Here is a 15,550-nt window from a genome sequence, read left to right as displayed (position 1 = left end):
GGAGGAACTTCGGTCTCACACGGGAATGACGTTCACCTGCAGGCGCGCCGCTTGGACGAGCGCAGAGAGATCATCGGGGTCCGAAGTCAATATTTCGTCGTCGTGGTCGCACAACGCGACGAGTGCCCCAGCGTCAAGGACGAGCGTCACTCGATCGACTGGACTCGGGCCGTGGCGCGGGCACGAACATCGGCTGCTGCATCCAGGTCGCGCCGACGCTGTTCGTCCATTTCTTCCTCGGTGATCTCGCCGAACTCAGCTTCGTAATCGGAAATGGCCTCGGCCCAGGCGGCGAGACGCTGACTGTGTCTGCTCTTGGCCTCCATTGCCGCATTCACCCACGCGCTTACCGACGATGCCTGGCCGGTGTTCACAGCGTCAGATGCTGTTTCGATGAGTTCTGCATCAATCGTGAAGGCAATACGCCGCTTCGTCATACTTCGGTCATATTTCGCGTCGCCTCGGCCGTCACGACCCGTGAGCGGGTTTGTCAGGTGTGGCAGATCGTTGAGGTAATGAACTGGACGGTGTGAATTATCTGATTTGGACGGTCTGAAATGTGTGAATTGGACGCTTTGGGTTATGCGATCCGGACAATTGCCCATCGACCGTTTCGACAGCTCGACCACTGTCTGCTTTGTGACCGTTGCTTGGCACGTGGCACCTGGCAGGTTGGTGCTCGGCAGGGCTGACAGCCACAACTGACTTGTCCGGACGTCGCGATTGGCGAGGCCGCGCGGATGCGGAGAACACTCACGCTCCGCGCCTGAGAAAAACCTGAACATGGGCGGCGGACCGGCGTGCGTAGAGTTGCGCGCCGGCCGTCAACCTCTTTGGGAGGCCCCATGTCTGTCGCGGCTCCACCCACGCATGCAGCGGCGCAGGCCGTCGCCGCCACCAAGATCTACGGCTCGGGCGACACTGCGGTGCGGGCGCTCGACGCCATCGATGTGACGTTCGGGGATGGCCAGTTCACCGCCATCATGGGCCCGTCGGGCTCGGGCAAGTCCACGCTCATGCACTGCATGGCCGGCTTGGACAAGGTGACCGAAGGACAGGTGCTCATCGGCGAGACCGACCTGTCGACGCTGTCCGAACGCGATCTCACGCTGTTGCGTCGAGACAACGTCGGGTTCGTGTTCCAGGCGTTCAACCTGATTCCCACGCTGACGGCGATCGAGAACATCATGCTGCCGATGGACCTCGCCGGCACCAAGGGCGACGCCGCATGGATCGACGAGGTGGTCGGCGCGACCGGCCTGGCCGATCGTCTCAAGCACCGGCCCGGCGAGCTGTCGGGCGGCCAGCAGCAGCGCGTGGCGGTGGCACGGGCGCTGGCCGGCAGGCCGCAGGTGATCTTCGCCGACGAGCCCACCGGCAACGTCGATCTGAACACCGGCGCGGAGATCCTGGGCTTCATGCGCAACGCCGTGGAGGACATGGGGCAGACCATCGTCATGGTGACCCACGACGCGGTCGCGGCGTCATACGCCGACCGGGTCGTGTTCCTCGTGGACGGCAAGATCGTGGACGAGCTCGCCGACCCCACGCCCGAGCGCATCCGTGCGCAGATGAACCAGCTCGGCGCTTGATCCATGCTGCGACTCGGCATCAAGTCGCTGCTGGCCCACAAGGTCCGCTTCGCGCTGACGGCCAGCACGATCGTCATCGGCGTGGCTTTCGTGGTGGCGTCATTTGTCACCGCCGACTCGCTGCGCTCGAGCTTCGATCAGCTCGCCGAGGACATCAACACCGGCACCGACTACACCGTGCGAGGTGCACAGGCGTTCGGCAGCATCACCGAGACGGTGGCGCCGCCGGTACCCGCCGGACTAGTCGAGGAGATCAACGCCGTCGAAGGCGTGAGCATCGCCGCCGGCGCCATGTTCGTCGACGGTGTGATCCCGGTGGACGGCAGCGGCGAAGCGGTGACCACCTTCGGGCCGCCCGTCGCAGGCGCCAACTGGCTCGAAGATGAATCGCTGTCGCAGTTCTACCTGATGGAAGGTCGCTGGCCCGTCGGCGGGAGCGAGTTCGCCCTCGACATCACCACGTTCGAAGACGTCGCCTACGACTTCGAGCTCGGCGAGGCGTACCAGATAGTCACCCCGACCGGCCCGCGCCTGTTCACCCTGACAGGCGTCGCGCAATTCGGCTTCCCCGACAATGCCGGCATCGGCGCCGTCTTCTCGCTGTTCGACACGCCGACGGCTCAAGAGGTGCTGGGCTTTGGGGGCCAGTACACCCAGATCGGCGTGCGAGCTGACCCCGGCGCCGACCTCGACGCCGTGCGCAGCCGCATCGAGGCGGTGCTGCCGGAGAGTGTGGAGATCATCTCGGCGGGCGAAGCCACCGAAGAGTTCAGCGACGCCACCGAGACATTCATCGGGCCGTTCCAGACCATCTTGCTGGTGTTCGCGTTCATCGTGCTGTTCGTGAGCATGTTCATCATCTCCAACACGTTCAACATCGTGCTGGGCCAGCGGGTGCGTGAACTCTCGCTGATGCGCGCCGTGGGCGCCACGCCTCAGCAGGTGCGCCGCTCGGTGCTGACCGAGTCGGCAATCATCGGCGCCGTCGCGTCGGTGGTCGGGCTGGGGCTCGGCATGCTCGGCGCACTCGGACTGCAGGCCCTGTTCGACGCGCTGGGGCTGACGCTGCCCGACTCCGCGCTGTCGCTGGCGCCTCGCACCGTGCTGTGGGCCCTCCTCGTCGGGGTGGGATTCACCGTGGCGGCTTCGCTGCTTCCCGCGATCAAGGCCTCTCGCATCTCGCCGGTCGTCGGCCTCGGCGAAGGCGTCGGCGGCGACGAGGGCGCGAGCTTGGGCTGGAAGCGTCTCGCCGGAGGATGCCTGTTGCTGGCCGTCGGCCTGCTGTTCACCGGTCTGGGGCTGTTCGCCAGCTTCGGCAGCACCACGGCGCAGCTCAGCTCGCTGGGCGCGGGCGCCGCTGTCACGTTCATCGCCGTGGCGGTGCTGAGCCCGCTGGTGGCCCGTTGGGTGGTCTCGCTAGTGGCGCGGCCGCTCGAGTGGATCATGCCAATCTCGGGCCGCCTGGCCCGCGCAAACGCCGCCCGCAATCCCCGACGCACCTCCGCGACGGCGGTGGCGCTCACCATCGGCCTGGCCTTGGTGACGATGGTGTCGATCGTGGGCCAGTCGCTCAAGGTCTCCTTCAGCGACACGCTGGCAACAGCCATCAAGGCCGACTTCGTGGTGTCGGTCAACACTCAGGCAGGTTTGCCCAAGGCGCTCAGCAGCGAAGTGGGCGCCGCGGGCATCGGCACGACGGTGGGCTTCGACTTCGACATCGCTCAGGTCACCGTGGCCGCTGCGGGGTCGCCGTCGCCGGAAGTGATCGAAGAGCAGATCACCGCCGCCAGCGTCGGCGATCTCGACGAGGTCGTCGATCTCGGCATCGTGTCGGGAACGCTGGACGGCTTCGACCCCCAAGACGGTCTGCTGGTTCGCAGCGACGTGGCCGACGATCTCGGACTGGGCCTCGGCGACGAGGTCGATCTCGCGTTCGTGAGCGGAGACACCGCAACCGTGACCGTGGCAGCGATGTTCGAGGGCAGCGCCTTTTGGACCGACTGGATCATCGACAGCGACCTGTATGACCCGGTGGCCACCAGCGCATACGACGACTTCGTTCTGGTTCGCTCGACGCTCGACGACCCCCAGGCCGCCCGAGCGGCCATCGACGAGGTGCTCGCCGACTACCCCCAAGCACGCCTCGAAGACCGCCAAGAATTCCAAGAGAGCATCGAGTCCAACCTCAACACCGTGCTGGTGCTGGTGAACGTGTTCTTGGGGTTTGCTCTGCTGATCGCGCTGGTCGGCATTGTGAACACGCTCACCTTGTCAGTCTTCGAGCGCATCCGTGAGATTGGTTTGCTGCGAGCCGTGGGTATGACCCGTCGGCAGATGCGGCGCATGATCCGCTGGGAGGCAGCCGCCGTGGCGCTGTACGGCGCCTTGGTGGGTGTCGTGCTCGGAGCAGTGTTCGGCGTCGCCACCTCGATAGCGATCCCCGATGACGTCATCGACACCGTGTCGGTGCCGATCGCCCAGCTCGTCCTCTTCTTGATGATCTCGGTGGTATTCGGGTTGATCGCTGCGCTGTTCCCGGCGTTTCGGGCCAGCCGGATGAATGTGCTCGACGCCATCGCCGACGAGTAGCGAGCCGCCGTATCGGCCCGACAGGCCCGCCGCCACAAACGGGTCTGGTTCGGTAGTCGTTTCTAGACTGCTGCGATGACGTGCCCTGCCTGCGCTACCGAAGTGCCGCAGGGCGCACGCTATTGCCCGAGCTGCGGGAACCTGCTCTCCCATACCGAGGAACGACGTGTCGTCACGGTGCTGTTCGCGGACTTGGTCGGGTTCACCGCCATGGGCGAGGCAGCCGACCCTGAGGAGCTGAAGCACCTCGTCGACCAGTGCTTCCAGCGGCTCGTGGGCGACGTCACCGCATTCGGGGGCACGGTCGACAAGATCATCGGCGACGCGATCCTGGCGCTGTTCGGAGCGCCCACTGCGCACGAGGACGATCCCGAGCGGGCGCTGCGCGCCGCATTCCGGATGCAGCGCTCGCTGGATGCCTTCAACGCCGAACGCGGCCTCGCACTGCGAATCCGCATCGGCATCAACACCGGCGAAGTGCTGGTGGGAGCGCTGCGAGCAGGCGGCGATTACACGGCGATGGGCGACACTGTCAACATCGCGAGCCGATTGGAGACCCTGGCCGAGGCGGGCGAGGTGCTCGTGGGCCCGACGACCCAAGCAGCCACGGTCGGCATCGTGAACTACACCCCCCGCGGCGAGATCGGCCTGCGCGGGCGTGACGAGCCGGTGAAGGTCTTCTTGGCCAGCGGCGAGCTGGCGCCGCCCGGTCGGCACCGCGGCTCGTCGCTTTCGCAAATGGTGGGCCGCGGCCTCGAGAGCGCCCTGCTGGATTCCGCCGTCGACACCGCCGTGGCCCGCAGGCGCGCTCAGCTGTGCCAGATCGTGGGCGAGGCCGGCATGGGCAAGACCCGCCTCGCCCGTGAAGCGGCCTCGGGTGCGGTCGAGCGTCACGACGCGATGGTGCTCGAAAGCATGGCATTGCCCTACGACGAGACCAATCCGCTGCGCTGTCTGGGCGACGCCATCGCGGCAGCGGCAGATGTGAGCGCAAGCGATTCGACCGTGCTGGCCACCCGGCGCATCTCGTCGCTGGTCGCCGACGTGCTGCAGCCGACGACCGGCGCAGGCCCGGGTGCGGGCTCGGACGCACCCGCCCGCAGCGTCAACTACGAGGAGATCGACGAGATCACCGATGTCGTGCTCGCCGTGCTCGGGCGCGTCGGCAGCGGCGATCCCGCGGAGATCGAGTGGCGCGCGGATGCCACGTTTCGCTCCCTGCGCCGCTTCCTGGGAGCGCTGACCGCTCGCCGACCGGCGCTGCTGTTGCTCAGCGACGTGCATTGGGCCGAGGAACGGTTGCTCAGCGTGCTCGAACAGCTGCTGGCGGCACTGGCGAACCAGCCGTTCGTCGTCATCACCACAGCGCGCTGGAACATGGACGAACAGCGCTGGACCGTACCCCCGGGTCGTCACAGCACCGTGGTGCTGAACCTGGACCCACTGGGTCGCGCTGCCACCGCCGAGATGGCCGCTGAGCTGCTGGGCGGGAGCGTTCCTGCCTACCTGGCCGATCAGCTCTACGAACGCAGCGGCGGCAACCCGTTCTTCTTGGAGGAGATGTGCGTGCTGCTGCGTGATTCGGGAGTCGTGGGTCCCGGCGCCCGCCCCGATCACGAGGAACGGTCGCTGGCCGAGATGCCCGACACGCTGCGCGGGCTCGTGGCTGCTCGCCTCGACACGCTGAGCCCGCCCGAGCGACGGCTGGTGGATGCTGCCTCGGTGCTCGGGGGCGGCGGGGGGATCAGCGAGCTGCTGGAGTTGGTGTCGGCGACGAATCCGGCCGACGGCGGCGAGGGAGACCTCGCGGTGTTTCAGCGGCTGGTCGACAAGGACATCTTCGCCAGCGAGGCAGACTCCTGGACGTTCCGCAGCGACGTGGTGCGCGACGTCGCCTACAGCATGCTGACCAAGAGCGACCGGGCCGAGCGGCATCTCGACGTCGCGTTGTGGCTGGCGCAGAACCGCGACGATCCCGCCAGCGACTCGGTCGGCGTCATTGCCGATCACTTCGCTTCGGCAGTGGAACTGGGCGGCGATGCCGGCCAGACCGTGACCGGCACATCGGTTGCGGGCAATGCCCGTGCAGGCAGCGGCCCCAGCGGCGATGTCTTCGAAGGCGGGATCACCGAAGTGGCCATCGAATGGCTCGGCCGCGCTGGCAAGTGGGCGGCCCTGCGCGACAGTCACTACGCCGCGGCGCAGTTCTACCGCCGCGCCATCGAAATGCTGGGCGACGCCGACCCGCGGCTCATCGACATGGCCCTGGGACGGGCGGCCGCACGCCTGCGGCTGGGGGAGCTGCACGGCGCCCATGCCGACGCCGAGCTGGCCCGCGCGCTGGCGACGCTGAACGGCAACCGGCTCGCCGCGGCACATGGTCTGCGCGTGCTGGGCGAGGTTGCCTTGGCCGGCGACGACCATGCAGCCGCAGACAAGCTGCTCGCCGACGCGCTGGACCAGTTCCGCACGATGGGCGAGGTGCGCGAGGCAGCCGAATCGCTGCGACTGCGCGGGATTGCCTCGCTGCGAGCCGGCGACTACGCACGCGCCGACCGCTACATCAACGAGGCCAACGGCACGTTCGCCTACCTGGGCGACGACAGCGGCGTGGCATGGTGCTTGCAGAACCTGGCCTGGCTGTCGTTCGAGCAGGGCTTGATCTCCGAAGCCAGCGACCGGGTCACCACCGCCATCGGGAGATTCGGCGATCTCGGCGACATGGTCGGCTTGGCTACTGCTGAAAGCCTGCTCGCGTTCCTGCGATTCCACGCGGGTGACCGCGACGAGGCCGAAGAGCTGGCCGGATCGGTGCACACCATCGCCCACGAGCGGGGGGAGCGATTCACCGAAGCAATGATGGACCTGCTGCTGGGGTCGCTCGGGCTGTGGTCGGGGCGGGCGTTGCAGGCTGTCGAGCGAGCTCGTGCAGCCGAACAGGTCTTCCGCGATGTGCACAGCGATTTCGGCGTCGTGCAGGCATTGGGACTGCTGGGCAGGTCCTATGCCGCAGTGGGCGAACTTCAGCGCAGCCGGGCCGTGCTGGCGGAGTGCTTTCAGCGAGCCAGCGACATGCCAGGCCGCCCGCTCGAAGGATTCGCCCGGGCGGTCCGCGCCGGCGCAGCAGTTCAGATGGGCCATCCCGAGACCGCCATGGACGACCTGTTGCGGGCCGGCTGGGATCGAACCACGGGACGCGATGGGTTCGCCGCTGCAGGTCCCGACGAGACCACCGACCGAACCGAGCGGACCGCGGTGATCGGCCTGCTCGACCTGGAGGTGTCGGTGGGGCTGGCGTTGCTGCAGCTCGGCCGGCCCGAAGATGCGATCACCGCACTCGAAGCCGTCAGCTCCGATGACCTGCCTTCCACCTACCTGCACTCCAGCCTGGCCATCGCCTATGCAGCCGTCGGTCGCACGATCGATGCGCTGGAGCAGTCCCGCTTCGCCATGGCGAGCGGCACGGGCACCTATCTCGATGTGCGCACTGCGCTGGTGGCCCGTGCCCTTGCATATGCGCGCGACGCCGACCGGCCCGCGATGGAATCAGCGTTCGAGCAGGCCCTGGTACTCATCGACGCCACCGACAGCCGGCTCAGCCAAGCCGTGGTGCGGCTGGCCCGCGCCATCGGCTACGAGTCGTTCGAAGCGCCCGACACCGACGCGTTGCGTTCTGAAGCCGAGGTGGCCATGGCTCAGCTCGGGACCCGGCCCAGTGGTTGGGAGACGGCGTTCCGGTTGGCTGCCGGGCTCGAGGCGGCTGCGCCGGTCATCAGCGGCCCGCTGCCCGAGGCGATCCCGTATCCCGGGCACTCAGAGCAGTAGCTGTGGCGTCTGTGTCTCTCGGTTGATCCTCTAGGGTCGCTGCGATGTCTCGGGTGCTGATCGCGAAGCTTGGCCTGGACGGGCACGACCGCGGGGTCAAGGTGGTGGCGCGGATGCTGCGTGATGCCGGCTTCGAGGTGATCTACACCGGGCTGTTCCAGACTCCCGAGAGCGTGGCTGCGGCCGCCATCGACGAGGACGTGGACGCCATTGGGGTCTCGATGCTGTCGGGTGCCCACGAGGCGCTCATGCCGCTGGTCGTCCAACGCCTGCGTGAGCAGGGGGCCGAGTCGATCCCGGTCATCTTGGGCGGCATCGTGCCCGACGGCGACCTTGAAGCCATGCACGAGGCGGGCGTGGCTGCGGTGCTGACGCCGGGGGCAACCGCGGACGAGGTGGTGGCGGCCGTGCGTGGCGCCATCGACCGATCCCGGCCCACAGCCTGAGATTCTCCTGAACCTCCACGCGGGTGCCGGCGACCCGGCGGACACGGGCCGGTAGATTGCCCCCGTGACTCAGGGTTCCATTGAACGAATAGGGGTGGTCGGCTGCGGCCTGATGGGGTCGGGCATCGCCGAAATCGCCGCCCGAAACGGGTGCGACGTCAAGATTGTCGAAGTCGACGAAGGTGCGCTCGCAGCCGGCATGGCTCGCATCGAGAAGAGCCTGAACCGGGCGTTCAACGCCGGCAAGCTCGACGAGGCCGGGCGCGAATCTGCGCTGGGTGCCATGTCGTTCGGTCTCGACCTCGACGATCTCGCCGACCGTGAATTCGTGATCGAGGCCGTCGTCGAGGCTGAGGCGGCCAAGCTGGAGGTGTTCGGCCGGCTTTCGAAGGTGCTGACCGACCCTGGCGCGGTGATGGCGTCCAACACCTCGGCCATCCCGATCATGAAGCTGGCCATGGCGACCGACCGGCCATCGCAGGTCATCGGCATGCACTTCTTCAACCCGGTGCCCGTGATGGGGCTGGTCGAGGTCATCTCGTCGCTGCTGACCGCAGAGGACACCGCCCAGCGGTGCAGGGCGTTCGCGTCCGAGCGGCTCGGCAAGCGGGTGGTCGATTCCCAGGACCGGGCCGGCTTCGTGGTGAACGCCCTGCTGATCCCCTACATCCTGTCCGCCATCCGGATGCTCGAATCGGGCTTTGCCTCCACCGAAGACATCGACGCCGGCATGGTGCTGGGCTGCAATCACCCGATGGGCCCGTTGGCCTTGTGCGATCTGATCGGCCTCGACACGACTCTGGCGGTGGCCGAGTCGCTGTATGAGGAGTTCCGCGAGCAGCTCTATGCCCCGCCGCCGATGCTCAGCCGCATGTGCGATGCCGGGCTGCTGGGTCGCAAGACCGGCCGGGGCTTCTACACCTACGGCGGCTGAGGCGCACTGTTGGCCTGCCTGCTCGGGCCTTCGGGCTGGTGCCATGCCGGCTGACGGCGACGCGCCAGCGGGGATCGACGCCCCCGCGGTCAGCGAGTGGTTCGCCGCCCACGTCCCGCAGGCTGCGGGGCCGCTTCGATTCGAGCTGATTGCGGGCGGGCGTTCCAACTTGACCTACCGCGTGCACTGCGGTGACGGCACCTCGGTGGTGCTGCGCCGGCCGCCGTTGGGACATGTGCTGGCCACGGCCCATGACATGGCACGCGAGCACAAGATCATCTCCGGCGTCGGCCGCACCGACGTGCCGGTTCCTCGTGCGATCGCGCTGTGTACCGACGAGACGGTGAACGAGGCGCCGTTCTACGTCATGAGCTACGAGCAGGGCGCGGTCCTGCACTCCGCCGACGAGTCGGCGCTGGTGCCCGAGGGCGAACGCATGCCACTGAGCCGACGGGTCGCCGAGGTGATGGCTCGCTTGCACGCCGTCGAGCCCGACGATGTCGGCCTCGGCGACCTGGGCCGGCGCGAGGACTACCTGGGCCGGCAGCTGCGCCGGTGGAAGCGCCAGTGGGAACAGTCCAAGACGCGTGAACTGCCGATCATGGATGACGTGGCCGCTGAGCTGGAGGCCCGCAAGCCCGAACAGATCGGCTCGGCCATCGTTCATGGCGACTACCGGCTCGGCAACATGATCTCCGGTGCCAAGCCCAATGAGCACTGGGCCATCGTGGCCGTGCTCGATTGGGAGCTGTGCACGCTGGGCGACCCGATGGCCGATGTGGGCTACCTGATGAACAACTGGGTGTCGCCCGACGAGCCGTCGGCGGGTACCTCTGCGCCCACCCAAGCCGGCGGGTTCGCATCGCGCAGCGAGATGCTGGATTGGTACGCCGATGCGTCGGGGCGCGATGTCTCGGGCGTCGACTACTACCGCGCGTTCTCGTACTGGCGATTGGCTGCTATATCGGAGGGAGTGCTGAACCGGTATCTGCGCGGAGCAATGGCTGACGCTGAGGAAACCGACACGGACGTCTTCCGGACCCACGTCGACTTCCTGTCGGCGAGCGCAGCCGAGCGTCTCGCCATTCGCTGATGTTCTTCCCGTACTCGGCCAGCCCGCCCCCGCTGAAAGGATCAAGCGACGAGACGCAGCCGGGCGCCGCGGCTGATGGCAGCACCGAGCCATCGCCGCTGTCAGCAGTGCTCGAGACGCGACGGGGCGGCGAGCCGGCACCCGAAGTGCTCAGCGCGCAGTCGACGGTTCAGCAACCGAGTGTGCCTTCACAGACGCTGCCCTCCGCACGCGGGGTCGATGACCTGCAGCGGTCTCGGCCCGGCTGCTTGCTGACGGGCATCGCCGCTGCGGTCGGCGCGTTGGCAGGCGCGGCGGTGGCAGGGCTGATTCTTGTCGTGGTGCTCAGCAACGACGACGCCCCGTCCACCGCTGAGGCGACGGCAATGCAGCCCGCATCGGTGCCGGACGACGCCGTCGACACCGACGACGACTTCGACGAAGCGTCGCTGCAACCGGCCCAGCAATCCGTTTCATCGGCGCTGCAGGGCAACGACGAGGGCGCTGCGGTTGGCGAGTCGGCACCCGCGGAGTCCACTGGCGACACCGATTTCTGGAGCCAGGTTCTCGCCAATGCCAACCTGTTCGGCAGCTCGGCGTCTGACGATTCCCCAACCGCGGGCGACAGCAGCTCATCGGGGGACGAGACCATCGACCTCGATCCGAACGTCCTCGCCGAGACATGGGCGCGGATGCTCGCCGGCGCGTCGAACCAGCCTGGGGCGCCGCTGGGAAGCCGGATCGAAGGCATCAACGTCAAGGCGGTGCTCGAGGAGGTACAGGAGTCGGTGGTGATCGTCAAGATCGCGACCGACGACGGCGGCGAAGGCGGAGGTTCGGGCTTCGTCGTGTCGTCTCGGGGGCACATCGTGACCAACGCCCATGTGGTGGAAGACGCAGTCACCGTCGACGTCAGACTCTTCGGCGGGGAGCTCCTGTCGGCGGAGGTGATCGCCAGCGACTCCACCAGAGACCTTGCCGTCTTGAAGATCGATCGAGACGGACTGCCGGCGGTGCGTCTGGGCTCCACCGACGGGGTCGAGGTGGGCGATGAGGTGATCGCTATCGGCAACGCGCTCGACATCATCGGCGAGCCGACGGTCACCGCGGGCATCGTGTCGGGCCTCGACCGCTACATCGAGTTTCCCGACGGCAAGCGGCTGGTGAAGCTGATACAGACCGATGCTGCGATCAATCCGGGCAATTCCGGCGGGCCGCTGGTGAACGCGGCGGGCGAGGTGATCGGCGTGAACACTGCGATTCAGGCCAGTTCGTCGACGCTGCGCGGCATTGCCGAGGGCATTGGTTATGCCATCTCGATCGATCATGCCCGCCCGATCATCGATCAGCTGCTCGAGGGAGTCGTCCAGGCAAAGGCATACCTCGGCGTGCGCATCATTTCGGTGGAGGACTTCATCGCATCGAACGGTGCACCCGAAGAACCCGACGATCCCGACGCAAACCTCGGTGACCGTGGCCCCGAGACCGTCGAGCCGGGGCCGGATCCCGATGACGATCTGGCCGATGTCGACGTCGCTCCCGAGGTCACCTATGGAGCGCTGGTCGTGGGTATTGACGAAGGCGAGGCCGCCGATCAGGCGGGCATCGAGCCCGGCGATGTGATCATCGAATTCGACGGCGTGGAGATCCGCACGAGCGAGGATCTCGTGGTGGAGATCTTGGCTCGGCTCCCGGGAAGCCGGGTCGAGCTGGGTGTGATCGGCGGTGACGGGAGGCTCCGAAGCGTCGAGCTGATCCTCGGCTCCTTCGTTCCCGACGACACCGCGGGGTAGCTCAGGCACAGCCAGTCGCATGGTCCTGCGCGTGTTCCACCCGTCCGCGATACTGCGGAGGCTGGTTGCGTCGGCACAGGCTGCACCGGCGACCAGACCGAACAAGGAGTACCAAGATGGCTGACCGGGTCTTCGATACTGGGACCGACGACATACTCGTCGACATCAGCGACGGCGTGATGACGATCACGCTCAACCGCCCCGAGCGCCGCAACGCGATGTCCACGCCGATGATGGAGGGGCTGGTCGCTGCGATCGCCGATGCCGAAGTGGCCTCCGACGTTGGGGCGCTGGTGCTGACCGGAGCGGGCGGCGCCTTCTGCGCCGGCGGCGATGTGAAGGGCATGGCCGCGGCCGGCGGCGAGGGCGGCGGCAGCCCGCTGCAGTACGACGCGCGGGTGCACGGCCAGCGCCGCAGCCAGCGCGACACCTCCGGGAAGCTGTACGAGATGCCCAAGCCGACGATCGCTGCACTGCCGGGTGCAGCCGCCGGGGCGGGCCTGTCGATGGCCCTTTCGTGCGATCTGCGGTACGCGGCGCCGAACGCGATCATGACCACGGCGTTTGCCCGGGTGGGCTTCAGCGGCGACTACGGCGGCACGTGGTTCATGTCGCGCCTGATCGGGTCGGCCAAGGCGCGTGAGCTGTATTTCCTGTCGGATCGTGTCGATATGGACCAGGCCGTGTCGCTGGGGCTGGTGAACGGCGTATTCGAAGCCGACAGCCTGATGGACGAGGTCGGTGCCATCGCCCGCCGGCTGGCCAACGGGCCCACGGTGGCCTACCGGTACATGAAGGAGAATCTGAACCGGGCGGTCCACGGCGAAATGGGCGAGTGCTTGGACATGGAGGCAGCGCACCACATCCACACCGGCCAGACCGACGACCACAAAGAAGCGGCGCAGGCCTTCGTAGACAAGCGCGAGCCGGTCTTCCACGGCCGCTAGCCAATGTGCCCGTGACAGCCGCGGGCCCCCAACAGCTTCTCTAACATCAGTTCGATTTTCGCGATTGGCGGCGTGGGCAGCGCCGTACGCTTGAGCGGATGCGGAACGAGGTCGACCTCAGCGGGGTCGACCCGGAGCAGGTGCCGCCGGTTCCGCCCGTCAGCACGGACTTCCGGCGAGGGACGGCTGCGTCCCCAGCAGTCGGTGCACCTGCGATCGGCCGCCGCGAGAAGGCCGGCCACCTCGTCGAAGCTCGGCGCAACGGTTCGACTGCGCCGCCCCCAGATGTGCCGCCCCGACCGGCGCAGGCGGCGGGAGGAACGGGTGTTCCCCGACGTCCTGGTGCCCGCGAGCAAGTGTCGGGACGGGCCTGGCGGGCGCTCACGGTGGCCTCGCTGGGCACGGTGCTGGTGGGCTTCAACACCACCGCCACCAACATCGCCTTGGACGCGATCCAGGAAAGCTATGCGGGCGCCACCGCGGCCGATGTGGGCTGGGGCATCGCCGGCTTCATGATCGGCACTGCGGCATTCCTGCCGCTCGCGGGTCGGCTGGCTGACCGCATCGGGCGCAAGTTCATCTTCCAGTTGGGGCTCGTGCTGTTCGCGCTGTCGGCGGTTGCCTCAGCGCTGGCACCCACCGTGTGGACGCTCAACCTGGCGCGGGTCATGCAGGCCCTCGGAGGCGCTGCCATCCTGCCTGCTTCGCTCAGCTTGGTGCTGCCGCTGTTTCCCGAATCGAGGCGCACCACCGCCGTTGGGTTGTGGTCCGCAGCCGGTCCGCTGGCTGCGGGCCTTGCACCCGGGTTGTCTGCCTTCCTGCTGGGAACGATGGGCTGGCGCGTCCTGTATTTCGTCAGCGCTCCGGTTGCGATCGTGATGCTGTTCGTGGCGTGGCGTGTGCTGACCGAGTTGCCGTTGCCTCAGATCTCGCATCGGCTCGATGTCACCGGCGCGGCTGCGGGCACTGTCGGACTCGCCGCGCTGGTCACGGTGATCATGCAGGGCGGCCGGGTGTGGGGCTGGACATCGCCGGTCACGCTCGTGGCCGCAGCTGTGGGCTTGGGTGCTTTCGGCTGGTTCGTCGCCAATTCGCTGCGCCATCCCGAGCCGCTGCTCAACCTGCACCTGCTGGAAGGCCGCGGCGTGTGGGTGACGCAGCTGGCGAATTTCCTGGTGGGCATCTCGTCTCAGTCGATCTGGCTCATCTGGCCGCTGTTCATGTTCGAGTTCTGGGGCTATTCGGAGAACCAGGTCGGGCTTGGGGTCACGGTCGGGCCGATCGTGGCTGGCGCTTCGACCGTGTTCTTCAGTCGGCTCGGGGAGCGCTGGAACGCAATCGTCCTGTGCCGCACCGGTGCGGCCATCCAGATCGTGGCCATCGGGTGGCAGGTGATGCGGCTGGGAACCGAGGCCGACTACCTGGCGGAGATGGCGCCCACGATTGCGCTGTTCGGACTGGGCTGGGGAATGTGCGTGCCGTTGCTCAACAGCGTGGCGCTGGCCTGGGTGGACGACTCGCACTTCGGCGAGATCAGCGGGCTGTTCAACACGCTGCGGTATGCGGCCTCGGCGATCGGCATCGCAGGCGTATTCGCTCTGCTGAAGGACGATTCCGGCTCGATCGTCTACTACCAGCATGTGCTGGTGTTCTTCTTGATCTCGGCCATAGCAGCGTTCGTGTCGCTGTGGATTCCCATCGGGAAACCCGGTGAGACGCGGCGATAGCTGCCGCTCTCTCGCACGGTTTCGCTACTGGAGACGCGCAGACCTGTATGGCACGCTGAGCCCTTGACTCTCAACCAGGTGCTGCAGATGTTCGCCGTGGCGGCGATCGTGTGCAATGTTGCGACGCTCGGTCTCGTGGTGGCAGCTGTTCGGCGCCGCGGCGGTCCCGGCCGTGGGCGCGTGCCGACCGGGCGAGAGAGGGCTGCGGTAGGCGCCCGGACAGTCGTGGGAACGGCGGCGCTATTGGCGATTGCGGCCACGGTGGGCTCGCTGTACCTGTCCGAGATCGCCCATCTCGAACCGTGCCGATGGTGCTGGTTCCAGCGCATAGCCATGTACCCGCTGGCGCTGGTGCTCGCCGTCGGCTGGGCACGCCAAGACCGGGGCGCGTGGCGCTACGGGCTGCCGATGTGCGTGGCGGGTGCGGCGATGTCGGTGTGGCACTACCTCTTGCAGCACTTCCCCGATCTGGAGGGGGCCACGTCGTGCAGCATCACGAGTCCGTGCGCTGTGCGGTATGCGTGGGAGTTCGGCTTCGTGTCGATCCCGTACATGGCGGGCAGCGTGTTCATGCTGGTGGGAGCGATGCTGATCTTGTCGCGGCGCCGTTCCTGACCGTCCGTCG

General features: G+C 67.4%; 12 protein-coding genes. 10 read left to right on the top strand and 2 right to left on the bottom strand.

Annotation, left to right across the window (positions count from 1 at the left end):
• Positions 1–15: 15 nt before the first annotated feature.
• On the bottom strand, positions 16–150 hold the full coding sequence (locus ACOOF5_RS04590) for a hypothetical protein (protein ID WP_420437074.1): 135 nt from the start codon (positions 148–150) through the stop codon (positions 16–18).
• Positions 147–437, bottom strand: a complete 291-nt coding sequence (locus tag ACOOF5_RS04585) for a hypothetical protein (protein WP_420437072.1) — start codon at positions 435–437, stop codon at positions 147–149. The genes ACOOF5_RS04590 and ACOOF5_RS04585 overlap by 4 nt, the downstream gene beginning before the upstream one ends.
• 408 nt (positions 438–845) lie before the next feature.
• Here ACOOF5_RS04585 and ACOOF5_RS04580 point away from each other — a divergent pair, with 408 nt between their 5' ends.
• From ACOOF5_RS04580 to ACOOF5_RS04535, 10 genes are all read left to right on the top strand, one after another.
• Complete coding sequence (locus ACOOF5_RS04580) at positions 846–1,592, top strand: ABC transporter ATP-binding protein (protein ID WP_420437070.1); 747 nt, start codon at positions 846–848, stop codon at positions 1,590–1,592.
• Between the two features lie 3 nt (positions 1,593–1,595).
• A complete protein-coding gene (locus ACOOF5_RS04575; protein ID WP_420437068.1) occupies positions 1,596–4,181 on the top strand; it encodes an ABC transporter permease in 2,586 nt (861 codons plus the stop codon).
• A 75-nt stretch (positions 4,182–4,256) separates the two neighbouring features.
• Complete coding sequence (locus ACOOF5_RS04570; protein WP_420437066.1) at positions 4,257–8,006, top strand: adenylate/guanylate cyclase domain-containing protein; 3,750 nt, start codon at positions 4,257–4,259, stop codon at positions 8,004–8,006.
• Positions 8,007–8,050: 44 nt separating this feature from the next.
• Positions 8,051–8,452: a cobalamin B12-binding domain-containing protein gene (locus ACOOF5_RS04565; protein ID WP_420437064.1), complete on the top strand. Its 402-nt coding sequence runs from the start codon at positions 8,051–8,053 to the stop codon at positions 8,450–8,452.
• Positions 8,453–8,516: 64 nt separating this feature from the next.
• The gene (locus ACOOF5_RS04560; protein WP_420437062.1) at positions 8,517–9,386 is read left to right on the top strand and encodes a 3-hydroxybutyryl-CoA dehydrogenase; all 870 of its coding nucleotides are present in this window, start codon (positions 8,517–8,519) and stop codon (positions 9,384–9,386) included.
• A 43-nt stretch (positions 9,387–9,429) separates the two neighbouring features.
• The gene (locus tag ACOOF5_RS04555; protein ID WP_420437060.1) at positions 9,430–10,479 is read left to right on the top strand and encodes a phosphotransferase family protein; all 1,050 of its coding nucleotides are present in this window, start codon (positions 9,430–9,432) and stop codon (positions 10,477–10,479) included.
• Positions 10,479–12,251: a S1C family serine protease gene (locus tag ACOOF5_RS04550; RefSeq protein WP_420437058.1), complete on the top strand. Its 1,773-nt coding sequence runs from the start codon at positions 10,479–10,481 to the stop codon at positions 12,249–12,251. The genes ACOOF5_RS04555 and ACOOF5_RS04550 overlap by 1 nt, the downstream gene beginning before the upstream one ends.
• Before the next feature lie 116 nt (positions 12,252–12,367).
• The gene (locus ACOOF5_RS04545; RefSeq protein WP_420437056.1) at positions 12,368–13,198 is read left to right on the top strand and encodes an enoyl-CoA hydratase-related protein; all 831 of its coding nucleotides are present in this window, start codon (positions 12,368–12,370) and stop codon (positions 13,196–13,198) included.
• 98 nt (positions 13,199–13,296) lie between these two features.
• Positions 13,297–14,925, top strand: coding sequence for an MFS transporter (locus tag ACOOF5_RS04540; RefSeq protein ID WP_420437054.1), 1,629 nt, complete (start codon positions 13,297–13,299; stop codon positions 14,923–14,925).
• Between the two features lie 63 nt (positions 14,926–14,988).
• A complete protein-coding gene (locus tag ACOOF5_RS04535; RefSeq protein ID WP_420437052.1) occupies positions 14,989–15,540 on the top strand; it encodes a disulfide bond formation protein B in 552 nt (183 codons plus the stop codon).
• The last annotated feature ends 10 nt before the right edge of the window (positions 15,541–15,550 follow it).

This window comes from Candidatus Poriferisodalis sp., from assembly GCF_965214215.1.
Lineage (GTDB): Bacteria > Actinomycetota > Acidimicrobiia > Acidimicrobiales > Poriferisodalaceae > Poriferisodalis.
This window is presented reverse-complemented; position numbering and strand designations above follow the sequence as displayed.

Excerpts from the sequence above, each read along its gene's own strand:
- ACOOF5_RS04585 (WP_420437072.1), bottom strand. The coding sequence starts at position 437 with ATGACGAAGCGGCGTATTGCCTTCACGATTGATGCAGAACTCATCGAA.
- ACOOF5_RS04540 (WP_420437054.1), top strand. The coding sequence starts at position 13,297 with ATGCGGAACGAGGTCGACCTCAGCGGGGTCGACCCGGAGCAGGTGCCG.
- ACOOF5_RS04580 (WP_420437070.1), top strand. The coding sequence starts at position 846 with ATGTCTGTCGCGGCTCCACCCACGCATGCAGCGGCGCAGGCCGTCGCC.
- ACOOF5_RS04555 (WP_420437060.1), top strand. The coding sequence starts at position 9,430 with ATGCCGGCTGACGGCGACGCGCCAGCGGGGATCGACGCCCCCGCGGTC.
- ACOOF5_RS04545 (WP_420437056.1), top strand. The coding sequence starts at position 12,368 with ATGGCTGACCGGGTCTTCGATACTGGGACCGACGACATACTCGTCGAC.
- ACOOF5_RS04575 (WP_420437068.1), top strand. The coding sequence starts at position 1,596 with ATGCTGCGACTCGGCATCAAGTCGCTGCTGGCCCACAAGGTCCGCTTC.
- ACOOF5_RS04550 (WP_420437058.1), top strand. The coding sequence starts at position 10,479 with ATGTTCTTCCCGTACTCGGCCAGCCCGCCCCCGCTGAAAGGATCAAGC.
- ACOOF5_RS04570 (WP_420437066.1), top strand. The coding sequence starts at position 4,257 with ATGACGTGCCCTGCCTGCGCTACCGAAGTGCCGCAGGGCGCACGCTAT.
- ACOOF5_RS04565 (WP_420437064.1), top strand. The coding sequence starts at position 8,051 with ATGTCTCGGGTGCTGATCGCGAAGCTTGGCCTGGACGGGCACGACCGC.